General features: G+C 65.5%; 17 protein-coding genes and 1 pseudogene. 8 read left to right on the top strand and 10 right to left on the bottom strand.

Features of this window, described 5'->3' with window-relative positions; all coding sequences use genetic code 11:
* Position 1: 1 nt before the first annotated feature.
* Complete coding sequence (rimO, locus tag N5C91_RS27915) at positions 2 to 1,324, bottom strand: 30S ribosomal protein S12 methylthiotransferase RimO (protein ID WP_236173053.1); 1,323 nt, start codon at positions 1,322 to 1,324, stop codon at positions 2 to 4.
* A gap of 244 nt (positions 1,325 to 1,568) precedes the next feature.
* Here rimO and N5C91_RS27910 point away from each other — a divergent pair, with 244 nt between their 5' ends.
* Positions 1,569 to 3,473, top strand: a complete 1,905-nt coding sequence (locus N5C91_RS27910; protein WP_236173052.1) for a potassium transporter Kup — start codon at positions 1,569 to 1,571, stop codon at positions 3,471 to 3,473.
* A 225-nt stretch (positions 3,474 to 3,698) separates the two neighbouring features.
* Here N5C91_RS27910 and N5C91_RS27905 read toward each other — a convergent pair whose 3' ends face one another.
* From N5C91_RS27905 to N5C91_RS27890, 4 genes are all read right to left on the bottom strand, one after another.
* Positions 3,699 to 3,965 carry a DUF2790 domain-containing protein gene (locus N5C91_RS27905; protein WP_236173051.1) on the bottom strand — a complete coding sequence of 89 codons (267 nt, stop codon included), beginning with the start codon at positions 3,963 to 3,965 and terminating at the stop codon, positions 3,699 to 3,701.
* A gap of 271 nt (positions 3,966 to 4,236) precedes the next feature.
* Positions 4,237 to 4,467, bottom strand: coding sequence for a cbb3-type cytochrome c oxidase subunit 3 (locus tag N5C91_RS27900; RefSeq protein WP_279833530.1), 231 nt, complete (start codon positions 4,465 to 4,467; stop codon positions 4,237 to 4,239).
* A gap of 1 nt (position 4,468) precedes the next feature.
* Positions 4,469 to 5,896, bottom strand: coding sequence for a cytochrome-c oxidase, cbb3-type subunit I (gene ccoN / locus N5C91_RS27895; RefSeq protein WP_279833528.1), 1,428 nt, complete (start codon positions 5,894 to 5,896; stop codon positions 4,469 to 4,471).
* A gap of 150 nt (positions 5,897 to 6,046) precedes the next feature.
* Positions 6,047 to 6,481: an NUDIX hydrolase gene (locus tag N5C91_RS27890; RefSeq protein ID WP_279833527.1), complete on the bottom strand. Its 435-nt coding sequence runs from the start codon at positions 6,479 to 6,481 to the stop codon at positions 6,047 to 6,049.
* 120 nt (positions 6,482 to 6,601) lie between these two features.
* Here N5C91_RS27890 and rluB point away from each other — a divergent pair, with 120 nt between their 5' ends.
* Positions 6,602 to 8,026 carry a 23S rRNA pseudouridine(2605) synthase RluB gene (rluB, locus tag N5C91_RS27885; protein ID WP_279833525.1) on the top strand — a complete coding sequence of 475 codons (1,425 nt, stop codon included), beginning with the start codon at positions 6,602 to 6,604 and terminating at the stop codon, positions 8,024 to 8,026.
* Between the two features lie 178 nt (positions 8,027 to 8,204).
* Here the strand turns inward: rluB and N5C91_RS27880 are convergent, their stop codons facing one another.
* The 5 genes from N5C91_RS27880 to N5C91_RS27860 all read right to left on the bottom strand — a co-directional run bounded on the left by N5C91_RS27880 (position 8,205) and on the right by N5C91_RS27860 (position 13,090).
* Positions 8,205 to 9,131: a GGDEF domain-containing protein gene (locus N5C91_RS27880; RefSeq protein WP_236198482.1), complete on the bottom strand. Its 927-nt coding sequence runs from the start codon at positions 9,129 to 9,131 to the stop codon at positions 8,205 to 8,207.
* 266 nt (positions 9,132 to 9,397) lie between these two features.
* A complete protein-coding gene (locus tag N5C91_RS27875; RefSeq protein ID WP_236173049.1) occupies positions 9,398 to 10,141 on the bottom strand; it encodes a YciK family oxidoreductase in 744 nt (247 codons plus the stop codon).
* Positions 10,142 to 10,259: 118 nt separating this feature from the next.
* Positions 10,260 to 10,937 (bottom strand): N-acetylmuramic acid 6-phosphate phosphatase MupP, encoded by a 678-nt coding sequence (gene mupP, locus N5C91_RS27870; protein WP_279833520.1) that lies wholly within the window; start codon positions 10,935 to 10,937, stop codon positions 10,260 to 10,262.
* Positions 10,934 to 11,632, bottom strand: a complete 699-nt coding sequence (gene ubiG / locus N5C91_RS27865) for a bifunctional 2-polyprenyl-6-hydroxyphenol methylase/3-demethylubiquinol 3-O-methyltransferase UbiG (RefSeq protein ID WP_017517979.1) — start codon at positions 11,630 to 11,632, stop codon at positions 10,934 to 10,936. Before ubiG ends, mupP begins: the two co-directional genes overlap by 4 nt.
* Before the next feature lie 132 nt (positions 11,633 to 11,764).
* Positions 11,765 to 13,090 (bottom strand): TRZ/ATZ family hydrolase, encoded by a 1,326-nt coding sequence (locus N5C91_RS27860; protein WP_236173047.1) that lies wholly within the window; start codon positions 13,088 to 13,090, stop codon positions 11,765 to 11,767.
* A 155-nt stretch (positions 13,091 to 13,245) separates the two neighbouring features.
* Between N5C91_RS27860 and mtnA the strand changes: the two genes are divergently transcribed.
* The 6 genes and pseudogenes from mtnA to N5C91_RS31900 form a co-directional block, all read left to right on the top strand.
* Positions 13,246 to 14,322: an S-methyl-5-thioribose-1-phosphate isomerase gene (gene mtnA, locus N5C91_RS27855; protein ID WP_236173046.1), complete on the top strand. Its 1,077-nt coding sequence runs from the start codon at positions 13,246 to 13,248 to the stop codon at positions 14,320 to 14,322.
* A 233-nt stretch (positions 14,323 to 14,555) separates the two neighbouring features.
* Positions 14,556 to 17,330 carry a DNA gyrase subunit A gene (gyrA, locus tag N5C91_RS27850; RefSeq protein ID WP_236198484.1) on the top strand — a complete coding sequence of 925 codons (2,775 nt, stop codon included), beginning with the start codon at positions 14,556 to 14,558 and terminating at the stop codon, positions 17,328 to 17,330.
* 14 nt (positions 17,331 to 17,344) lie between these two features.
* Positions 17,345 to 18,430, top strand: a complete 1,086-nt coding sequence (serC, locus tag N5C91_RS27845; RefSeq protein WP_236173044.1) for a 3-phosphoserine/phosphohydroxythreonine transaminase — start codon at positions 17,345 to 17,347, stop codon at positions 18,428 to 18,430.
* Entirely contained in the window at positions 18,430 to 19,527 is a 1,098-nt protein-coding gene (gene pheA / locus N5C91_RS27840) for a prephenate dehydratase (protein WP_236173043.1), read from the top strand. Before serC ends, pheA begins: the two co-directional genes overlap by 1 nt.
* A gap of 87 nt (positions 19,528 to 19,614) precedes the next feature.
* Positions 19,615 to 20,727 (top strand): histidinol-phosphate transaminase, encoded by a 1,113-nt coding sequence (hisC, locus tag N5C91_RS27835; RefSeq protein WP_236198486.1) that lies wholly within the window; start codon positions 19,615 to 19,617, stop codon positions 20,725 to 20,727.
* Positions 20,720 to 20,853 (top strand): annotated as a pseudogene (locus N5C91_RS31900) (prephenate dehydrogenase/arogenate dehydrogenase family protein); the annotation flags it as partial. The gene hisC and the pseudogene N5C91_RS31900, both read left to right, overlap by 8 nt.

Here is a 20,853-nt window from a genome sequence, read left to right as displayed (position 1 = left end):
ATCAGACCAGTTCGGCCCAGAGGTCGTACTCGTCGGCGTCGGTGATGCGCACACGCACCTTGTCGCCCGGCTTCACGTCGAAGCTGTCGATGTACACGGCGCCGTCGATTTCCGGGGCGTCGGCGTAGGAGCGGCCGACCGCGCCTTCGTCATCCACTTCGTCGATCAGCACGTCGATTTCCTTGCCGATCTTCAGCTGCAGGCGGGCGGCGGAGATGGCCTGCTGGTGCGCCATGAAGCGCTCCCAGCGGTCCTGTTTCACATCGTCCGGCACCACGTCCAGGCCCAGGTCGTTGGCCGGGGCGCCTTCCACCGGGGAGTACTGGAAGCAGCCAACGCGGTCGAGCTGGGCTTCGGTCAGCCAGTCCAGCAGGTATTGGAAGTCTTCCTCGGTCTCGCCGGGGAAGCCGACGATGAAGGTCGAGCGGATGGTCAGCTCGGGGCAGATCTCGCGCCACTTCTTGATGCGCGCCAGGGTCTTGTCCTCGAAGGCGGGGCGCTTCATGGACTTGAGCACTTTCGGGCTGGCGTGCTGGAAGGGGATGTCCAGGTAGGGCAGCAGCTTGCCCTCGGCCATCAGCGGGATCACGTCATCGACGTTGGGGTAGGGATAGACGTAGTGCAGGCGCACCCACACGCCCATCGAGGAGAGCGCCTGGCACAGCTCCAGCATGCGGGTCTTCACCGGCTGGCCGTCCCAGAAATCCATCTTGTACTTCAGGTCCACGCCGTAGGCGCTGGTGTCCTGGGAGATCACCAGCAGTTCCTTCACGCCGGCTTTCACCAGGCGCTGGGCTTCGCTGAGCACGTCGCCCACCGGGCGGCTGACCAGCTTGCCGCGCATCGACGGGATGATGCAGAAGCTGCAGCTGTGGTTGCAGCCTTCGGAAATCTTCAGGTAGGCGTAGTGGCGCGGGGTCAGCTTGATGCCCTGCGGCGGCACCAGGTCGATCAGCGGGTTGTGCTCGGCCTTGGGCGGGATCACCTCGTGGACGGCATTCACCACCTGCTCGTACTGTTGCGGACCGGTGACGGCCAGCACGCTGGGGTGAACGTCGCGGATGCTGTCTTCGGCAACACCCATGCAACCGGTGACGATCACCTTGCCGTTCTCGGCGATGGCTTCACCGATGGCGTCCAGGGATTCGGCCTTGGCGCTGTCGATGAAGCCGCAGGTGTTCACCACCACCACGTCTGCGTCCTGGTAGGTGGGGACGATTTCGTACCCTTCCATGCGCAGTTGGGTGAGGATGCGTTCGGAATCGACAGTCGCTTTCGGGCATCCGAGCGAGACGAATCCTACTTTGGGTGTGGCGGTGGACATGTGCGGCTAACCTCGAAGGGCGCGCTGGCGGCGCCTCTGATCAAAAAGTGCGCAATTCTAGCGGCGTCCCGCGCACTTGACCAGCCTCTCTGGGACAAGCTGTCGCACGCCGCCGGACGGCCCGGTTCGCCCGGTAATTCCGGGCAACAGGCTCTATAGTCAATCAGAACCATCGAACCCGGCTCTTGCATCGACGAAAGGGTCGGAGCAGGATGCGCCGAATTTTTTTGAGGAATTTTGTTACATGTCCGATGCAAGCGCCGGCACCGTTGAGCATGAGCAGCCCCATTCCAGCTCCGCCGTCGGCCTGATGGTCGGTGCCGTGGGCGTGTGCTACGGCGATATCGGCACCAGCCCGCTGTATACCCTCAAGGAAGTGTTCGTCGGCGGATACGGCGTGCAGGCCAACCACGATGGTGTTCTGGGTGTGCTGTCGCTGATCTTCTGGTCGCTAATCTGGGTGGTGTCGATCAAGTACGTGATCTTCGTGCTGCGCGCCGACAACCAGGGCGAGGGCGGGGTGATGGCGCTTTCCGCACTGGCCCGTCGCGCCGCCACCGGCCGCCACAAGCTGCAGGCAATGGTGGTGATCGCCGGCCTGATCGGCGCGGCGCTCTTCTATGGCGACAGCATGATCACCCCGGCGATCTCGGTGCTGTCCGCCATCGAAGGCCTGGAGATCGCCTTCGACGGCCTGGAGCACTGGGTCGTACCGCTGTCGCTGATCGTGCTGGTCGGTCTGTTCCTGATCCAGAAGCACGGTACCGCACGCATCGGCATCCTCTTCGGCCCGGTGATGGTGGCCTGGTTCCTCGCCCTGGCCGCATTGGGTATCTATGGCGTGGCCCAGCAACCCGAAGTGCTGAAGGCGATGAACCCGGGCTGGGCAGTCAACTTCTTCATCTCCCATCCGGGCATTGGCGTGGCGATCCTCGGCGCCACCGTGCTGGCGCTGACCGGCGCCGAGGCGCTCTATGCCGACATGGGCCACTTTGGCCGCAAGCCCATCGCCCGCGCCTGGTTCGCCCTGGTGCTGCCGGCATTGGTGCTCAACTACTTCGGCCAGGGTGCGACCATCCTGGTCAACGCCGAAGCGGCGCGTAACCCCTTCTACCTGACGGCGCCGAGCTGGGCGCTGGTGCCTCTGGTGGCGCTGTCCACCGCGGCCACGGTGATTGCTTCGCAGGCGGTGATTTCCGGGGCCTTCTCCCTGACCCGCCAGGCCATCCAGCTCGGCTACGTGCCGCGCATGGTGATCCAGCACACCTCCAGCCACGAGCAGGGGCAGATCTACATCGGCATGGTGAACTGGGCGCTGATGGTCGGCGTGGTGCTGCTGGTGCTGGGCTTCGAATCCTCCGCTGCACTGGCCTCGGCCTACGGCGTGGCGGTAACCGGCACCATGCTGATGACCACCCTGCTGATGGGCGTGGTGATCTGGCTGATGTGGAAGTGGCCGCTGTGGCTGGCGATCCCGTTCTTCCTGATGATGCTGTTCGTCGACACCCTGTTCTTCGCCGCCAACCTGCCCAAGGTCGTCCAGGGCGGTGCCTTCCCGGTGATCGCCGGTATCGGCCTGTTCATCCTGATGACCACCTGGAAGCGCGGTCGCCAACTGCTGGTGGATCGCCTGGACGAAGGTTCGTTGCCGCTGCCGCTGTTCATTTCCAGCATCCGCTCGCAGCCGCCGCACCGTGTGCAGGGCACCGCGGTGTTCCTCACCGCGCGCACCGACGCCGTGCCCCACGCGCTGTTGCACAACCTCCTGCACAACCAGGTGCTGCACGAGCAGGTCGTCCTGCTCACCGTGGTCAACGAAGACAGCCCGCGGGTTGCCCCGGACCGCCGCTTCGAGGTGGATGCCTACGGCGAGGGCTTCTTCCGCGTGGTGCTGCACTTCGGCTTCATCGAGGATCCGGACATTCCGCAGGCGCTTAAGCTGTGCCACCTCAACGAGCTGGACTTCAGCCCGATGCGCACCACGTACTTCCTCAGCCGCGAGACGGTCATCCCGTCGAAGCTGATCGGCATGGCGCGCTGGCGCGAGGCGCTGTTCGCCTTCCTGCTGAAGAACGCCAACGGCAACCTGCGCTACTTCAACCTGCCGCTGAACCGGGTGATCGAGTTGGGGACGCAGGTGGAAATCTGATCTGCCGCTGCAGGAAAAAGCGCGCCATTGGGCGCGCTTTTTCGTTGGCGCGGCGTACACCATGTAGGAGCGAGCTTGCTCGCGAACCGGCCCAGCGCTGGTGCTGCCGGGGAATCCGTTCGCGAGCAAGCTCGCTCCTGCATGTGGACTCTGGATCGCCCCCGGCCGCCACCACTGGCTCGCGGGGTTTGGCCAAGACGGCCGGGAGGCGATGTTCGCTGGCGGTCAGCCCTGGCTGGTGCTGCCGCCCCATTCGAGGAAGCGGACCTTGTGGGTCTGGCCTTCGTGATCCTGGTAGACCATGTACGCCGGCACGATGCCGACCTTGCCGGAGTTGTCGGTGCGGTGCAGGACCTTGTCGACGTCCAGGGACATGCCGTAGTGGTATTCGGTGGCCGGCAGATCGGCGCCGGGGTTCTTGATTGCGTCCTGGGCAAAAGCCATCGGGGCGAGGCTGGAGATGACAGCCGACACGACAGAGGCAAGCTTCATTCTTTATTCCCTCGATAAAACGCTCGGTGAAGGACCCGGTCAGGGATCCTTGAGTGGGATGGAAAGCCCCACCGGGGAGCACTGGCATCGATGATGTCTGTCCTGGGGTCCAGACAGGACAGGGGACGATGCTTCAGGCGTCCATCAGGTGGCGGGGCACGGGAGTGATATTCCTCCTCGTGGTCGCCGCCGGGAAATTGATGTGCTTGCTAATGAAAATTGACGAGGGTGATGTGGCGCTCTGTCGCAGGCATGCCCGCAAAGTGCCGCGCTAGGGCTGCCAGTCGCGCCAGTGCTCGCAGTCGCCGCGGCACTGGCCGGGGCAGGCGCAGCCAGTTCGGCTGCGCCCGGTGGCTTTCTCCATGCGCCGGGCCGCGTCGTCGTCATCGGCGAAGGGCAGCATGCTGGCCTCTTCGATGCCGCGCTGGCGGTGCGCCCGCAGGCTCCAGCCGACGCCGAAGTACAGCGCCAGCAGGCCGATCAGTCCCAGCCACAGCGTCATCTCAGACCATCCGCTCGGCGACGCGCATGGCTTCCGGGCGCGCCTGGCGCACGGTGGCCCAGGTGTTCCAGGCCATCAGCAGCATGCCGCTGAGGAACATCAGCCCGCCGGTCATCCGCACCACAAAGCCGGGATGGCTGGCCTGCAGTGCCTCGACGAAGGAGTAGGTAAGCGTGCCGTCGGCGTTCACCGCCCGCCACATCAGGCCCTGGGTGATGCCATTGACCCACATCGAGGCGATGTAGAGGACTGTGCCGATGGTGGCCAGCCAGAAGTGAGCGTTGATCAGACCGATGCTGTGCATCTGTTCGCGACCGAAGACCTTGGGAATCAGGTGATAGAGCGAGCCGATGGAAATCATCGCCACCCAGCCCAGTGCGCCGGCATGGACGTGGCCGATGGTCCAGTCAGTGTAGTGAGACAGGGCGTTGACGGTCTTGATCGCCATCATGGGGCCCTCGAAGGTCGACATGCCGTAGAACGCCAGGGAGACCACGAGGAAGCGCAGGATCGGGTCGGTGCGCAACTTATGCCAGGCGCCGGAGAGGGTCATCATACCGTTGATCATCCCGCCCCAGCTCGGCGCCAGGAGGATCAGTGACATCACCATGCCCAGGCTCTGCGCCCAGTCGGGCAGGGCGGTGTAGTGCAGGTGGTGCGGGCCGGCCCAGATGTACAGGGTGATCAGCGCCCAGAAGTGGACGATGGACAGCCGGTAGGAATACACCGGGCGCCCGGCCTGCTTGGGCACGAAGTAGTACATCATCCCGAGGAAACCGGTGGTGAGGAAGAAGCCCACCGCGTTGTGCCCGTACCACCACTGCACCATGGCGTCGGTGGCGCCGGAGTAGACCGGGTAGGACTTGAACCAGTCCACCGGAATGGCCAGGTGGTTGACGATGTGCAGCATTGCCGTGACCAGGATGAAGGCGGCGAAGAACCAGTTGCCCACATAGATGTGCGGCGTCTTGCGCTTCATCAGCGTGCCGAAGAACACCACCGCGTAGGCGACCCAGACAATCGCCATCCACACCGCGCCGGTGAACTCGATCTCGGCGTATTCCTTGGTGGTGGTGTAGCCCAGCGGCAGGCTGATCATCATCACCACGATCAGCGCCTGCCAGCCCCAGAAGGTGAAGGCCGCGAGGCTGTCGGAAAATAGCCGTGTCTGGCAGGTGCGCTGCACCGTGTAGTAGCTGGTGGCGAACAGCGCGCAACCGCCGAAGGCGAAGATCACCAGGCTGGTGTGCAGCGGGCGCAGGCGCCCGAAACTGGTCCATGGCAGGTCCAGGTTCAGTTGCGGCCAGACCAGTTGGGAGGCGATCAGTACCCCCATGGCCATGCCGACGACGCCCCAGACCACCGTCATGATGGCGAATTGGCGAACCACCTTGTAGTTGTACGCCTGCTCCGTGCTTCTCGTGTTCATGCTGGATTCCCGCTTGTGACAGAACGTCCGGGCGCAGCGCTGGAGAAAAACCAGGGCGCCCCGGTGAGCGGGCAATCTAGGAAAATGCGGGCGGGGGAAACAGATTCAGATGGGCCGCTCAAATGCGTATCAGCGGCCCGGCGCGCGGATTCAGGCGATGTCCATGCGGCCTGCGAGGAAATGCCGCAGGCGCTCCTGCAGGTAATCCACCGCCTGTTCCTCGGCGAGGTATTCGCTGACGCGCATCAGGCGCCAGTACTGGCCTTCATCGCCGAAACGGATGGCCTCGAACTCCGCCTGCTGCAGCCGCGCCACCAGGAACCAGGCCCAGGGCGCCGGGCCGTGGGTGGCGGGGTAGCGGCGCTGCCATTCGATGCGTCGTTCGTCCAGGCGCAGGGAGAATTCCTCCTCCAACTCGCGCAGCGCGCATTGCGCCGGAGTTTCGCCGGCCTCGCGGCCGCCGCCGGGGAAGTCCCAGCAGCCGGGGTAGGGAATGCCGGGCTTGTCGTCGCGCTTGTAGACCACCAGTTGACCGGCGTGGAACAGCGCGAGCTTGGCGCCGGTGAAGTCGTCTTCGTGCTGCATGGCTTCATTCCCCTGTAAGTCGACTAGTCTTTCCCGACTGCGGGCGGTGCTTTGCCGCGCACAAGCGCGTATGATGCGCGACCTTTTTCTTCGTTGCACGACACACCGGGAGGTGCCGAGATGAACGACCAGCACGAAAACACCGAACTGACCCCCGCTCCGGAAGGCGAAAAGCTGCAGAAGGTCCTGGCCCGCATGGGCGTGGGCTCGCGCCGCGACGTCGAGGCCTGGATCGAGGAAGGCCGGGTCAAGGTCAATGGCGCCGTCGCCACCCTTGGCCAGCGCGTGGGCGACCGCGATGCCATCGCCGTCGATGACCGCCTGCTCAAGCGCGAGAAGATCGAAGAGCATGTGCGCCGCGTCCTGATCTACAACAAGCCCGAGGGCGAAGTCTGCACCCGCGACGATCCGGAAGGCCGTCCGACCGTGTTCGACCGCCTGCCGCGTCTGCGCAGTGGCCGCTGGATCAACGTCGGCCGCCTGGACATCAATACCACCGGCCTGCTGATGTTCACCACCGACGGTGAGCTGGCCAACCGCCTGATGCACCCGTCTTACGAGATGGACCGCGAATACGCTGTGCGCGTGCGCGGCGAAGTCGACGAAGAGATGATCGAACGCCTGAAAGCCGGCGTGATGCTCGAAGACGGCCCTGCCAAGTTCAGCGACATCCAGGAAGCGCCCGGCGGCGAAGGCTTCAACCACTGGTACCACGTGGTGGTGATGGAAGGCCGTAACCGCGAGGTTCGTCGCCTGTGGGAATCCCAGGGCGTGATCGTCAGCCGCCTGAAGCGCGTGCGCTTCGGACCGGTGTTCCTGACCTCCGAGCTGACCATGGGTCGCTACCGTGAAATGGGCCAGCGCGAGCTGGACATCCTCAGCGAGGAAGTCGGCCTGACCCCGGTCGCCCTGCCGGCCGTTTCCACCAAGACCAAGGAAAAGGTCGAGCGCCAGGAGCGCAAGCTCGGCAAGAAGCTCGCGCCCAGCGAGCGTCCCGGCCGTGGTTCGCGCACCCACACCGAGCGCGCCGAAGGCGAGCGGCCGCAGCGTGCTCCGCGCCCGGCAGCTGGTGAGCGTCCGGCTCGTGCCCCGCGTGATGGTGATGAGCGTCCGGCCCGCGCTCCGCGTGATGCCGGTGATCGTCCGGCCCGTGGCCCGCGCAGCGATTCTGCTGACAGCCGTGCCCCGCGCAAGCCGCGTGACGCCGGTGGTGAGCGTCCCGCTCGCGCTCCGCGTGATGCCGGTGACCGTCCGGCCCGTGGCCCGCGCAGCGATTCGGCCGACAGCCGCGCCCCGCGCAAGCCGCGTGATGCGGGTGGTGAGCGTCCTGCTCGCGCACCGCGCGACGGTGCTGATCGTCCGGCCCGTGGCCCGCGTAGCGATGCCGGTGAAGGCCGCGCGCCGCGCAAGGCGCCGAGCGACCGTCCGGCGCGTGAGAAGGGTGCCCCGCTGGCTGAGCGTCCCGGCAAGCCGGTGCGCAAGCCGATCGCCAAGCGCCGCCCGCAGGCTGCCGGTGACGGCATGCGTCCGGGCTTCAAGCGTTAAGCGTCAGCGCTAAAGAAAAAGGGCTCCTCGGAGCCCTTTTTTCTTGCCTGCGATTTACCGGAAGTCTTCTGTAGGAGCGAGGGGGACGCCTAGTTATTGCTCGCGAACCCGCTTGACGCCAGAGCTGCCGGGAAGTCCGTTCGCGAGCAAGCTCGCTCCTACGGGGGCTTTCGATGGCTCAGCTGGCGCAGGCCAGGCGGTTGCGGCCGTCGCGCTTGGCTTCGTAAAGCGCGCTGTCGGCGCGGCGCAGCAGGTCATCCACCGACTCGCCGCCATTGAGCGTCGCGCAGCCCAGGCTGATGGACAGCGGCAAGCGCTTGCCGCCGGCGGCCAGGTTCAGCTCCTCCACGGCAGTGCGCAGCCGTTCGCCCACCTGCACCGCGGCGGCGCCGGGGGTGTTGGAGAGCAGTACGAGGAATTCCTCGCCGCCGAAGCGGAACACCATGTCGACGTTGCGCAGGCTGTTCTTCAGCGCCGTGGCCACGGCGCGCAAGGCGTCGTCGCCGACGCTGTGGCCGTGCTCGTCGTTGATCAGTTTGAAATGGTCGAGGTCGAGCATGAGGATCGACAGCGGCAGCAGATGGCGTCGCGCGACTTCGACCTCGCGGCCGAGGGTCTGGTCCATGGCAATGCGGTTGCCGGTGCCGGTCAGCGCGTCGCGCAGCGCCGACTGTACGGCGGCGCGATAGAGCAGGGCGTTGCGCAGTGGGTAGAGCAGGCAGGCCATCAGCGATTCAAGCTGTGCAAGTTCACCTTCGGAGAAGCGTTGCGCGCGGCGGAAGCTGATTTCGCCGAGGTATTCGCTGGCGTGCGTCAGGCGGTAGTCGGCGCAATGCTTGGCTGCTTCGCCGAACTCCAGGCGCAGGTCGGCGCCAGCGTGGAAATAGGCCAGGTACTCCACCGGCAGCATCTGCTGGATCTCGCGGAAGAACACCGCAAGGATGCGGTCAGCCTCCAGGCTCACCTGCAATTGCAGGTTCAGCTGTTGGCGCAGCTCCAGCAGGTCCAGCGGGCTCCGCGAAAGAGTGCGGCTGTCCTGGCTGGCTGCGCGCTGGAGCTTGGCAGCATCGAAATCGATGGTGTTGGACTGCTTGGGAGGAACCATGGCGGTGACCATTTTTACGGCGTTTGCAGGGACAGAGCGATTTCCGTGCCAGGGCGCGGAAAGGCCTGAAAAGACGCGGTATTGACCGACCGATGGTGGTCAGGGTTCCCGGGAGGGGGAAGGTTTCGCCAGAAGTCTGGCGAAATAGTGGCACTTTGCCGGAAGGGGAGACGAGGTGGAGCCAGAAAAATGGCGGGAGGCGGCGTCGTTGCTGGGCTGCAGGCCGACACCGCTGGCACGTCAGTACCGCATGTGCGGGGTCGAAATCAGTCCTGCGCGTTGAAGGCCTGGCCGTTCACGCCCTTGCTGTCCGGTCCCATCAGATACAGGTAGACCGGCATGATGTCTTCGGGCAGCGGATTATTGAAGGCGTTCTCGCCAGGGTAGGCGTGGGCGCGCATCGCGGTACGGGTGGCGCCGGGGTTGACGCTGTTGGCGCGTACGCGGGTGATGTCCTCGCACTCGTCCGCCAGCACCTGCATCAGGCCCTCGGTGGCGAACTTCGACACGGCGTAGGCGCCCCAGTAGGCGCGACCCTTGCGCCCGACGCTGCTGGAGGTGAAGACCACCGAGGCATCCTCGGAGAGCTTGAGCAGTGGCAGCAGGGTGTGGGTGAGGCTGAACATGGCGTTGACGTTCACCTGCATGACGCGGGTGAAGTTGTCGGTGGAAATCTGCTCGATGGGTGAGCGCAGGCCGAGGATCGAGGCGTTGTGCAGCAGGCCGTCGAGCTTGCCGAACTCCTGCTCGACCATGGCCGCCAGCTCGTCGTACTGGTGCGGCAGGGTGGTTTCCAGGTTCAGCGGGATCACTACCGGTTCCGGGTGGCCGGCGGCGACGATCAGGTCATAGACCTCGTTGAGGTAGTCCTCGGTCTTGCCCAGCAGCAAAACGGTGGCGCCGTGGGCGGCGAAGGCCAGCGAGGCGGCCCGGCCGATACCGCGGCCGGCGCCGGTCACCAGGATCACGCGACCCTTGAGCAGGTCGGGGCGGGCGGAATAATCGAACATGGGGGCTCCTTCGGAGGGCTGCAGGCTTTAGGCTTCAGGCTGCAGGTTTATAGAAAATACGGGACATCATTCTGGCCTGCCGCCTGCCGCCTGCCGCCTGCCGCCTGCCGCCGCTGCGCTAGCAGCTGCAGAGCGCGCGGTCGAGAACCGCCAGCAGGTCGCGGGGATGGTCGACGATGACGTCGGCGCCCCAGTGCGCAGGGTTGTCGTCCGGGTGGATGTAGCCGTAGCGCACCGCCGCGGTCTTGGTCCCGGCGGCACGGCCCGATTCGATGTCGCGCAGGTCGTCACCGATGAACAGTACTTCGGACGGGTCGATATTCAGCTGGCTGCAGGCCAGCAGGAGCATTTCCGGGTCCGGCTTGCTCTTCGTCACGTGGTCCGGGCAGACCAGTACCGCGGAACGCTCGGCCAGGCCCAGCTGTTCCATGATCGGCGCGGCGAAGCGCACCGGCTTGTTGGTCACCACTCCCCAGATCAGGCGCGAGTGCTCGATGCTCTCAAGCAGTTCCGCCATGCCGTCATAGGGGCGGGTAAAGACGGCGCAATGCTCCTGGTAGCGGTCGAGGAACTCCTGGCGCAGGGTCTCGAAGCCAGGCGCCTCCGGGTCCATGTCGAAGGTCGCGGCGACCATGGCGCGGGCGCCGCCGGAGACCACGTCCTGGATGCGCTGGTCGTCGATCGGTGCACGGCCGTGGGCGACGAGCATCGCCTGGCACACAGCGACGAAGTCCGGTGCGGTGTCCAGCAGGGTGCCGTCCATGTCGAAGAGAACCGCTCTGAGCATGCGATTCACTCCTCTCGCAGGGTCTGGATCATGTAGTTGACGTCGACGTCGTTGGCCAGCTTGTAGTGCTTGGTCAGCGGGTTGTAGGTCAGGCCGATGATGTCCTTGACTGCCAGGCCGGCATCACGCGACCAGGCGCCCAGCTCGGAGGGGCGGATGAACTTCTTGAAATCGTGGGTGCCGCGCGGCAGCAGGCGCATCACATATTCCGCACCGACGATGGCGAACAGGTAGGCCTTCGGGTTGCGGTTGATGGTGGAGAAGAACACCTGGCCGCCGGGCTTGACCATCCTGTAGCAGGCGCGGATCACCGAGGCGGGGTCCGGCACGTGCTCGAGCATTTCCAGGCAGGTCACTACATCGAACTGCTCGGGCATCTCCTCGGCCAGTTCTTCGGCGGTGATGCGGCGGTATTCCACCGGCACGCCGGACTCCAGTTGGTGCAACTGGGCGACCGCCAGGGGCGCTTCGCCCATGTCGATTCCCGTGACGGTGGCGCCGCGCTGGGCCATGGCTTCGCTGAGGATGCCGCCACCACAGCCGACGTCGAGCACCTTCTTGCCGGCGAGGCTGACGCGCTCGTCGATCCAGTTGACCCGCAGCGGGTTGATGTCGTGCAGGGGCTTGAACTCGCTTTCGCGGTCCCACCAGCGGTGGGCGAGGGCCTCGAATTTGGCGATCTCGGCGTGGTCGACGTTGCTCATGGTGTCCCTATTGATCAAAAAGCCGGAAACGAAGACTGACTATGATGCCAGCTTCATGGAATGGATGGGGCGCGGCATGACAGATTGTCGCAGCGGCGGCCCGAGCCGGCGCTGCGAAAGCAGGGCCAGGGCTCAGGCGCCGGCGATCCTGCGGCCCCACTCGCCGGCCACGGCGATCAGTCGTTCTTCGTCCAGGCGGGTGAGCTTGCCGTTGTCCAGCAGTTGCTTGCCGCCGACCCAGACGTGGCGCACGCAGTCGCGGCCGCTGGCATAGATCAGCTGGGAAACTGGCTCGTACACCGGTTGCTGGGCCAGACCAGAGAGGTCGAAAGCCGTGAGGTCGGCGGACTTGCCCAGCTCCAGGCTGCCGGTTTCCTGCTCCATGCCCAGCGCGCGGGCGCCGTTCAGGGTGGCCATGCGCAGGGCGCGGTGGGCATCCAGCGCGGTGGCCTGGCCGGCCACGGCCTTGGCCAGCAGGGCGGCGGTGCGTGTTTCGCCGAGCAGGTCGAGGTCATTGTTGCTGGCCGCGCCGTCGGTGCCGATGGCGACGTTGACACCGGCCTGCCACAGGCGCTCCACCGGGCAGAAGCCGCTGGCCAGCTTGAGGTTGGATTCCGGGCAGTGCACCACCGAGCTGTTGGTTTCCACCAGCATGGCCAGGTCCTCGTCGTTCACCTGGGTCATGTGCACGGCCTGGAAGCGCGGGCCGAGCAGGCCCAGGCGGTGCAGGCGGGCTAGTGGGCGTTCGGCGTGCTTCTCCAGCGCCTGCTGGACTTCGAAGGCGGTCTCGTGGACGTGCATATGAATGCCGGCGTCCAGTTCCTCGGCGAGCATCAGGATGTTTTCCAGCTTGTCGTCGCTGACCGTGTAGGGCGCGTGCGGGCCGAAGGCGACCTTGATGCGTGGGTGGTGCTTGAGGTCGTCGCGCAGCGCCAGGCCCTGGCGGATGGCGTCATCGGCATCGCGGGCGCCGGGCACCGGGAAGTCCAGCACGGGCACGCTGATCTGCGCGCGAACTCCGGCCTTGTGCACGACCTCACAGGCAACCTGCGGGAAGAAGTACATGTCCGAGAAGCAGGTGATGCCGCCCTTGAGCTGTTCGGCGATGGCCAGCTCCGTGCCGTCGCGAACGAAGTCCTCGCCGACCCACTTGGCCTCCGCCGGCCAGATGTGCTCCTGCAGCCAGGTCATCAGCGCGAGGTCGTCCGCCAGGCCGCGGAACAGGCTCATTGCCGCGTGGCCGTGGGCATTGATCAGGCCCGGGGAGAGCAGCATGCCCGGCAGCTCGCGGGTCTCCGTCGCGGGGTGGCGCATGGCTTCGTCACGCGGGGCGAGCAAGGCGATGCGGCCATCGCGGATGCCCAGGCCATGATCGCGCAGGACGATGCCGGCGGGTTCCACGGGGACGATCCAGGTGGGGAAGAGCAGCAGGTCGAGCGGGACTTTGGCGGTGGGCATGAAGCGCATCCTGGGCGCGATGATAAAGGGCCCGAGTATAGCCGAGCGCCACCGCCACAGGCTCGGTATACTCGGCTGTTTTCCCCGCCTGGGCGGGGCGATGTCCTGGGGGCCGGGATAGGCCCGCGATTCCATTCGAATTGAAGAGGTGTTCCATGCGTGAGCGACTGTTGGCGGCCGAACGGGTAACGGCCATTGATTGGCGCAAGGGCACTCTCCGACTGCTGGACCAGCGCCTGCTGCCGCTGGAGGAAACCTGGCTGTCCTATGAAACCGCCGACGGCGTTGCCGATGCCATCCGCCAGATGGTCGTGCGCGGCGCGCCGGCCATCGGTATTGCCGCTGCCTACGGCCTGGTGCTGGGGCTGCGCGCCCGCGTGGCCGCCGGCGGCGACTGGCGCACGGCGCTGGAAGAAGACTTCACCGTGCTGGCCGAATCGCGGCCGACGGCGGTCAACCTGTTCTGGGCGCTGAATCGCATGCGCGACCGCCTGGAGCGCCTGAAGCCCGGTGAAGACCCTCTGCCGCTGCTGGAGGCCGAGGCCGTGGCGATCCACGAAAGCGACCGCGAGGCCAATCTGACCATGGCGCAGCTGGGCGTGGACCTGATCCGCAAACACCACGGCGGCCCGCAGAAGATCCTCACCCACTGCAACACCGGCGCCCTGGCCACCGGCGGCTTCGGCACCGCGTTGGGCGTACTGCGCGCGGCGCATCTGGAAGGGCTGATCGAACGCGTCTACGCCGACGAAACCCGCCCCTGGCTGCAGGGCGCGCGCCTCACCGCCTGGGAACTGGCGAACGAGGGCGTACCGGTCACTCTGAATGCGGACGCCGCTGCAGCGCACCTGATGAAGACCGAAAGCATCACCTGGGTCATCGTCGGCGCCGACCGCATTACCGCCAACGGCGACGTGGCCAACAAGATCGGCACCTACCAGCTGGCGGTGAACGCCATGCACCACGGGGTGCGCTTCATGGTGGTGGCGCCCAGTTCGACCATCGACATGGGGCTGGAAAGCGGCGAGGACATCCCGATCGAGGAGCGCGACGGTCGCGAACTCCTGGAAATCGGTGGCAAACGCATCGCCGCTGATGTGGATGCCTACAACCCGGTGTTCGATGTGACCCCCGCGGACCTGATCGATGCCATCGTGACCGAGCGCGGTGTCGTCGAGCGTCCGGACACCGAGCGCATGGCCCAGCTGATGAGCCGCAAGCGCCTGCATTGACGGGGCCTGCGGCAATTCATCGAGGGGCTTGGGCGAGGGTAGGGTTTGACCCTGGCTTGTGGTAAGCTCCGACGGTTCTTGATGGGGCATTTTTCCGGCCCCCACAGCATCGCGGATCAACGGCCAAGTCGTTGATTTGTAGAGAGTCGGTGGCGCTTTGATAGCGCACCGCGCTCCGCCAGGCCCAGGACGGGCATGACGGAGACCCATTTGAAAAAGGAACCAGGCTTCTCATGGGCGAACTGGCCAAAGAAATCCTCCCGGTCAACATCGAAGACGAACTCCGACAGTCCTACCTCGATTACGCCATGAGCGTGATCGTCGGTCGTGCCCTGCCCGATGCACGCGATGGCTTGAAGCCCGTGCACCGCCGCGTCCTGTACGCCATGAGCGAACTGGGCAACGACTGGAACAAGCCCTACAAGAAATCCGCCCGTGTGGTCGGTGACGTGATCGGTAAGTACCACCCGCACGGCGACACCGCGGTGTACGACACCATCGTCCGCATGGCCCAGCCCTTCTCGCTGCGCTACATGCTGGTCGACGGCCAGGGCAACTTCGGTTCGGTGGACGGCGACAACGCCGCGGCCATGCGATACACCGAAGTGCGCATGTCCAAGCTGGCCCACGAGCTGCTGGCCGACCTGGACAAGGAAACCGTCGACTGGGTGCCCAACTACGACGGCACCGAGCAGATCCCGGCGGTCATGCCGACCAAGATCCCGAACCTGCTGGTCAACGGTTCCAGCGGTATCGCCGTGGGCATGGCGACCAACATTCCGCCGCACAACCTCACCGAGGTGATCGACGGCTGCCTGGCGCTGATGGACAACCCCGAGTTGTCCATCGACGACCTGATGCAGTACATCCCCGGTCCGGACTTCCCGACCGCCGGCATCATCAACGGCCGTGCGGGCATCATCGAGGCCTACCGCACCGGTCGTGGCCGCATCTATATCCGTGCCCGCGCCACCATCGAGGACATGGAAAAGGGCGGCAACCGCCAGCAGATCATCATCACCGAGCTGCCCTACCAGCTGAACAAGGCCCGCCTGATCGAGAAGATCGCCGAGCTGGTGAAAGAGAAGAAGATCGAAGGCATCACCGAGCTGCGTGACGAGTCCGACAAGGACGGCATGCGCGTGGTCATCGAGCTGCGCCGCGGCGAAGTGGGCGAGGTCGTGCTCAACAACCTCTACGCCCAGACCCAGCTGCAGAGCGTCTTCGGCATCAACGTGGTGGCCCTGGTCGATGGCCAGCCGCGCACGATGAACCTCAAGGACATGCTCGAGGTGTTCATCCGTCACCGCCGTGAAGTGGTGACCCGCCGGACCGTCTACGAACTGCGCAAGGCCCGCGAGCGCGGCCACATCCTCGAAGGCCAGGCGGTCGCCCTGTCGAACATTGACCCGGTGATCGAGCTGATCAAGACCTCGCCGACCCCGGCCGAGGCCAAGGAGCGCCTGATCGCCACCGGCTGGGAATCCAGCGCGGTGGAAGCCATGGTCGAGCGCGCTGGCGCCGATGCCTGCCGTCCGGAAGACCTGGATCCGCAGTACGGCCTGCGTGACGGCAAATATTTCCTGTCGCCGGAACAGGCCCAGGCCATCCTGGAATTGCGCCTGCACCGCCTGACCGGCCTGGAGCACGAGAAGCTCCTGTCCGAGTACCAGGAAATCCTCACCCTGATCGGCGAGCTGATCCGCATCCTGACCAACCCCGAGCGCCTGATGGAAGTCATCCGCGAGGAGCTGGAGAAGGTCAAGGCCGAGTTCGGCGATGCCCGCCGCACCGAGATCGTCGCGTCGCAGATGGACCTGACCATCGCCGACCTGATCACCGAAGAAGAGCGCGTGGTCACCATCTCCCACGGCGGCTACGCCAAGTCCCAGCCGCTGGCCGCCTACGAGGCCCAGCGTCGCGGTGGTAAAGGCAAGTCGGCCAGTGGCGTGAAGGACGAGGACTACATCGAACACCTGCTGGTCGCCAACAGCCATGCCACCCTGCTGCTGTTCTCCAGCAAGGGCAAGGTCTACTGGCTGCGCACCTTCGAGATTCCGGAAGCCTCGCGTACCGCCCGTGGCCGTCCGCTGGTGAACCTGCTGCCGCTGGACGAAGGCGAGCGCATCACCGCGATGCTGCAGATCGACCTGGAAGCCGTGCGCGCCCAGTTCGCCGGTGACGAGAACGACGATGACGACGTGGTCGCCGAGCAGGTCGCCGAAGTGGTGGAAGCCGAAGAGGCCGAAGAGGGCGACGACGCCGACTTCAGCCAGGATGAGCCGACCGGCGCGTACATCTTCATGGCCACCATGAAAGGCACCGTGAAGAAGACCCCGCTGATCCAGTTCACCAAGCCGCGTTCCAACGGCCTGATCGCCCTGAAGCTGGAAGAGGGCGATTCGCTGATCGCCGCCGCCATCACCGACGGTTCGAAGGACGTGATGATGTTCTCCGACGCCGGCAAGGTGATCCGCTTCAAGGAAAGCAAGGTGCGCATCATGGGCCGTAACGCCCGTGGCGTGCGCGGCATGCGCCTGGGCGAAGGCCAGCGGATCATTTCCATGCTGATCCCCGAGTGCCGCGAAGCGCAGATCCTCAGCGCCTCCGAGCGCGGTTACGGCAAGCGCACCCCGCTGGCCGACTACCCGCGTCGCGGTCGTGGCGGCCAGGGCGTGATCGCCATGGTGATCAACGAGCGTAACGGCAACCTGGTAGGCGCCGTGCAGGTGCTGGACGGCGAGGAGATCATGCTGATCTCCGACCAGGGCACCCTGGTGCGTACCCGTGTCGACGAAGTCCGCGGTGCGGGCCGTAACACCCAGGGCGTGATCCTCATCAAGCTGGCTGCCGACGAAACCGTCGTAGGCCTGGAGCGGGTGCAGGAGCCGACTGTCGTGGAAGACGACGTCATCGATGGCGAGATCGTCGACGGCGAAGTGGCGGACGAGAACCAAGAAGCAGGCGAAGCTGCGGCTGAAGAAGCCCCGCAGGCCAGCGAAGACTGATAGCGAGAGTGGATGTGAGCAAGCGAGCCTTTAACTTCTGCGCCGGTCCCGCGGCGCTTCCCACCGAGGTACTGGAGCGCGCCCGCGCCGAACTGCTGGATTGGCAGGGCAAGGGCCTGTCGGTCATGGAGATGAGCCACCGTAGCGACGACTACGTGGCCATCGCCGAGAAGGCCGAGCAGGACCTGCGCGACCTGATGGGCGTGCCGTCGAACTACAAGGTGCTGTTCCTGCAGGGCGGCGCCAGCCAGCAGTTCGCCGAGATTCCGCTGAACCTGCTGCCCGAAGACGGCGTGGCGGACTACGTGGAAACCGGCATCTGGTCGAAGAAGGCCATCGAAGAGGCTCGTCGCTACGGCAACGTCAACGTCGCCGCCAGCGCATCCAAGTACGACTACTTCGCGATCCCCGGCCAGAACGAGTGGAACCTGTCCAAGGACGCGGCCTACCTGCACTACGCGTCCAACGAGACCATCGGCGGCCTGGAATTCGACTGGATTCCGGAAGTCGGTGATGTCCCGCTGGTGGTGGACATGTCCTCGGACATCCTCTCCCGCCCGATCGACGTGTCGAAGTTCGGCCTGATCTACGCCGGCGCGCAGAAGAACATCGGCCCGTCCGGCCTGGTGGTCGTCATCGTTCGCGAAGACCTGCTGGGCCGCGCCCGCAGCATCTGCCCGACCATGCTCAACTACAAGGTCGCTGCCGATAACGGCTCCATGTACAACACCCCGGCAACCTATTCCTGGTACCTCTCCGGCCTGGTCTTCCAGTGGCTGAAGGAGCAGGGCGGCGTCGATGCCATGGAGCAGCGCAACCGTGCCAAGAAGGACATGCTGTACGGCTTCATCGACAGCAGCGACTTCTACACCAACCCGATCCAGCCCAGCGCCCGCTCCTGGATGAACGTGCCGTTCCGCCTGGCCGACGAGAAGCTCGACAAGGCCTTCCTCGAAGGTGCCGACGCGCGCGGCCTGCTCAACCTCAAGGGCCACCGCTCGGTGGGCGGCATGCGTGCCTCCATCTATAACGCCCTGGGCCTGGACGCCATCGAAGCCCTGGTCGGCTACATGGCCGAGTTCGAGAAGGAGCACGGCTGATGAGCGACGCTGACCAGCTCAAGGCGTTGCGCGTACGCATCGACAGCCTCGACGAGAAGATCCTCGAGCTGATCAGCGAACGTGCGCGCTGCGCCACCGACGTGGCGCGCGTGAAGATGGCCGCCCTGCCCGAAGGCGAGAAGCCGGTGTTCTACCGGCCCGAGCGTGAGGCGTGGGTGCTCAAGCACATCATGGAGCTGAACAAGGGCCCGCTGGACAACGAGGAAGTCGCGCGTCTGTTCCGCGAGATCATGTCCTCCTGCCTGGCCCTGGAGCAGCCACTCAAAGTGGCCTACCTCGGCCCGGAAGGCACCTTCACCCAGGCTGCGGCGCTCAAGCACTTCGGCCACGCGGTGATCAGCACACCGATGGCCGCCATCGACGAAGTGTTCCGCGAAGTTGCCGCCGGTGCGGTGAACTTCGGCGTGGTGCCGGTGGAGAACTCCACCGAGGGTGCGGTCAACCACACCCTCGACAGCTTCCTCGAGCACGATCTGGTGATCTGTGGCGAGGTGGAGCTGCGCATCCACCACCACCTGCTGGTGGGCGAGAACACCAAGACCAACAACATCACCCGCATCTATTCCCATGCCCAGTCCCTGGCCCAGTGCCGCAAGTGGCTGGACGCGCACTATCCGAACGTCGAGCGCGTGGCGGTCTCCAGCAACGCCGATGCCGCCAAGCGGGTGAAGAGCGAGTGGAACAGCGCGGCGATTGCCGGCGACATGGCCGCCAGCCTTTACGGCCTGGACAAGCTGCACGAGAAGATCGAGGACCGCCCGGACAACTCCACGCGCTTCCTCATGATCGGCAACCAGGAAGTGCCGCCCACCGGCGATGACAAGACTTCCATCATCGTCTCCATGCGCAACAAGCCGGGCGCGCTGCACGAGCTGCTGGTGCCGTTCCACAGCAACGGTGTCGACCTGACCCGCATCGAGACCCGTCCGTCGCGCAGCGGCAAGTGGACCTACGTGTTCTTCATCGACTTCGTCGGCCACCACAAGGACCCGCTGATCAAGGACGTGCTGGAAAAGATCAACAGCGAAGCCGTTGCCCTGAAGGTGCTGGGCTCGTATCCGAAAGCGGTTCTTTAATTACGGCGGCCGGCTCCAGGCTGCGGGCTACAGGCGGTGAAGAGCGTCTAAGCCTGCAGCCTGAGGCCTGTAGCCTGAGGCCTTGATATGTCGTGTGATTTCCTTGCCCTGGCCCAGCCGGGCGTGCAGAAGCTTTCCCCCTACGTGCCGGGCAAGCCGGTCGATGAACTGGCCCGCGAGCTGAAGCTCGACCCCGCCGGCATCGTCAAGCTGGCCAGCAACGAGAACCCGCTGGGCCCGAGCCCCAAAGTCCTCGACGCCATCCGCGCCGAACTGGCCGAACTGACCCGCTACCCCGACGGCAACGGCTTCGAGCTGAAGTCGCGCCTGGCTACCCGTTGTGGCGTCGAAACCGCGCAGGTCACCCTGGGCAACGGCTCCAACGACATTCTCGACCTGGTTGCCCGTGCCTATCTGGCGCCTGGCCTGAATGCCGTGTTCAGCCAGTACGCCTTCGCCGTCTACCCGATCTCCACCCAGGCCGTCGGCGCCCAGGGCAAGGTCGTGCCGGCGAAAGACTGGGGCCATGACCTGGAAGCCATGCTGGCGGCCATCGACGCCAACACCCGCGTGGTCTTCATCGCCAACCCGAACAACCCCACCGGTACCTGGTTCGGCCCGGACGCGCTGGAGCGCTTCCTGTCGCAGGTGCCGGAGAGCGTCCTGGTAGTACTCGACGAGGCCTACATCGAGTACGCCGAAGGTGAAGAGCTGCCGGACGGCCTGAAGTACCTGGCCCGCTACCCGAACCTGCTGGTCTCGCGCACCTTCTCCAAGGCTTACGGCCTGGCGTCCCTGCGCGTTGGCTACGCGATCTCCTCGGCGCAGGTCGCCGACGTGCTCAACCGCGTACGCCAGCCGTTCAACGTCAACAGCCTGGCCCTGGCCGCTGCCTGCGCCGCGCTGGACGACGCGCAGTACCTGGCCGAAGGCAAGCGGATCAACGACGAGGGCATGGCCCAGCTGGAAAGCGGCCTGCGCGCCCTGGACCTGCACTGGATTCCCTCCAAGGGCAACTTCATCGCCGTGGACCTCAAGCGCGATGCCGGCCCGATCTACCAGGCGCTGCTCGCCGAAGGCGTGATCGTCCGCCCGGTGGGGGGCTACGGCATGCCACAGCACCTGCGCATTTCCATCGGCCTGCCGGCCGAGAACGCTCGCTTCCTCGAAGCGCTGGCGAAGGTGCTCGCCCGTGCCTGATGTTCAGCCGCACAAGCTTCGCCGCCTCGTCGTGGTGGGGCTCGGCCTGATCGGCGGCTCCTTCGCCAAGGGTATCCGCGAGAAGGGGCTGTTCGAAGAAGTGGTCGGCGTCGACCGTGACCCGCA

This window comes from Pseudomonas sp. GD03903, assembly GCF_029840045.1.
Lineage (GTDB): Bacteria > Pseudomonadota > Gammaproteobacteria > Pseudomonadales > Pseudomonadaceae > Pseudomonas > Pseudomonas pseudonitroreducens.
This window is presented reverse-complemented; position numbering and strand designations above follow the sequence as displayed.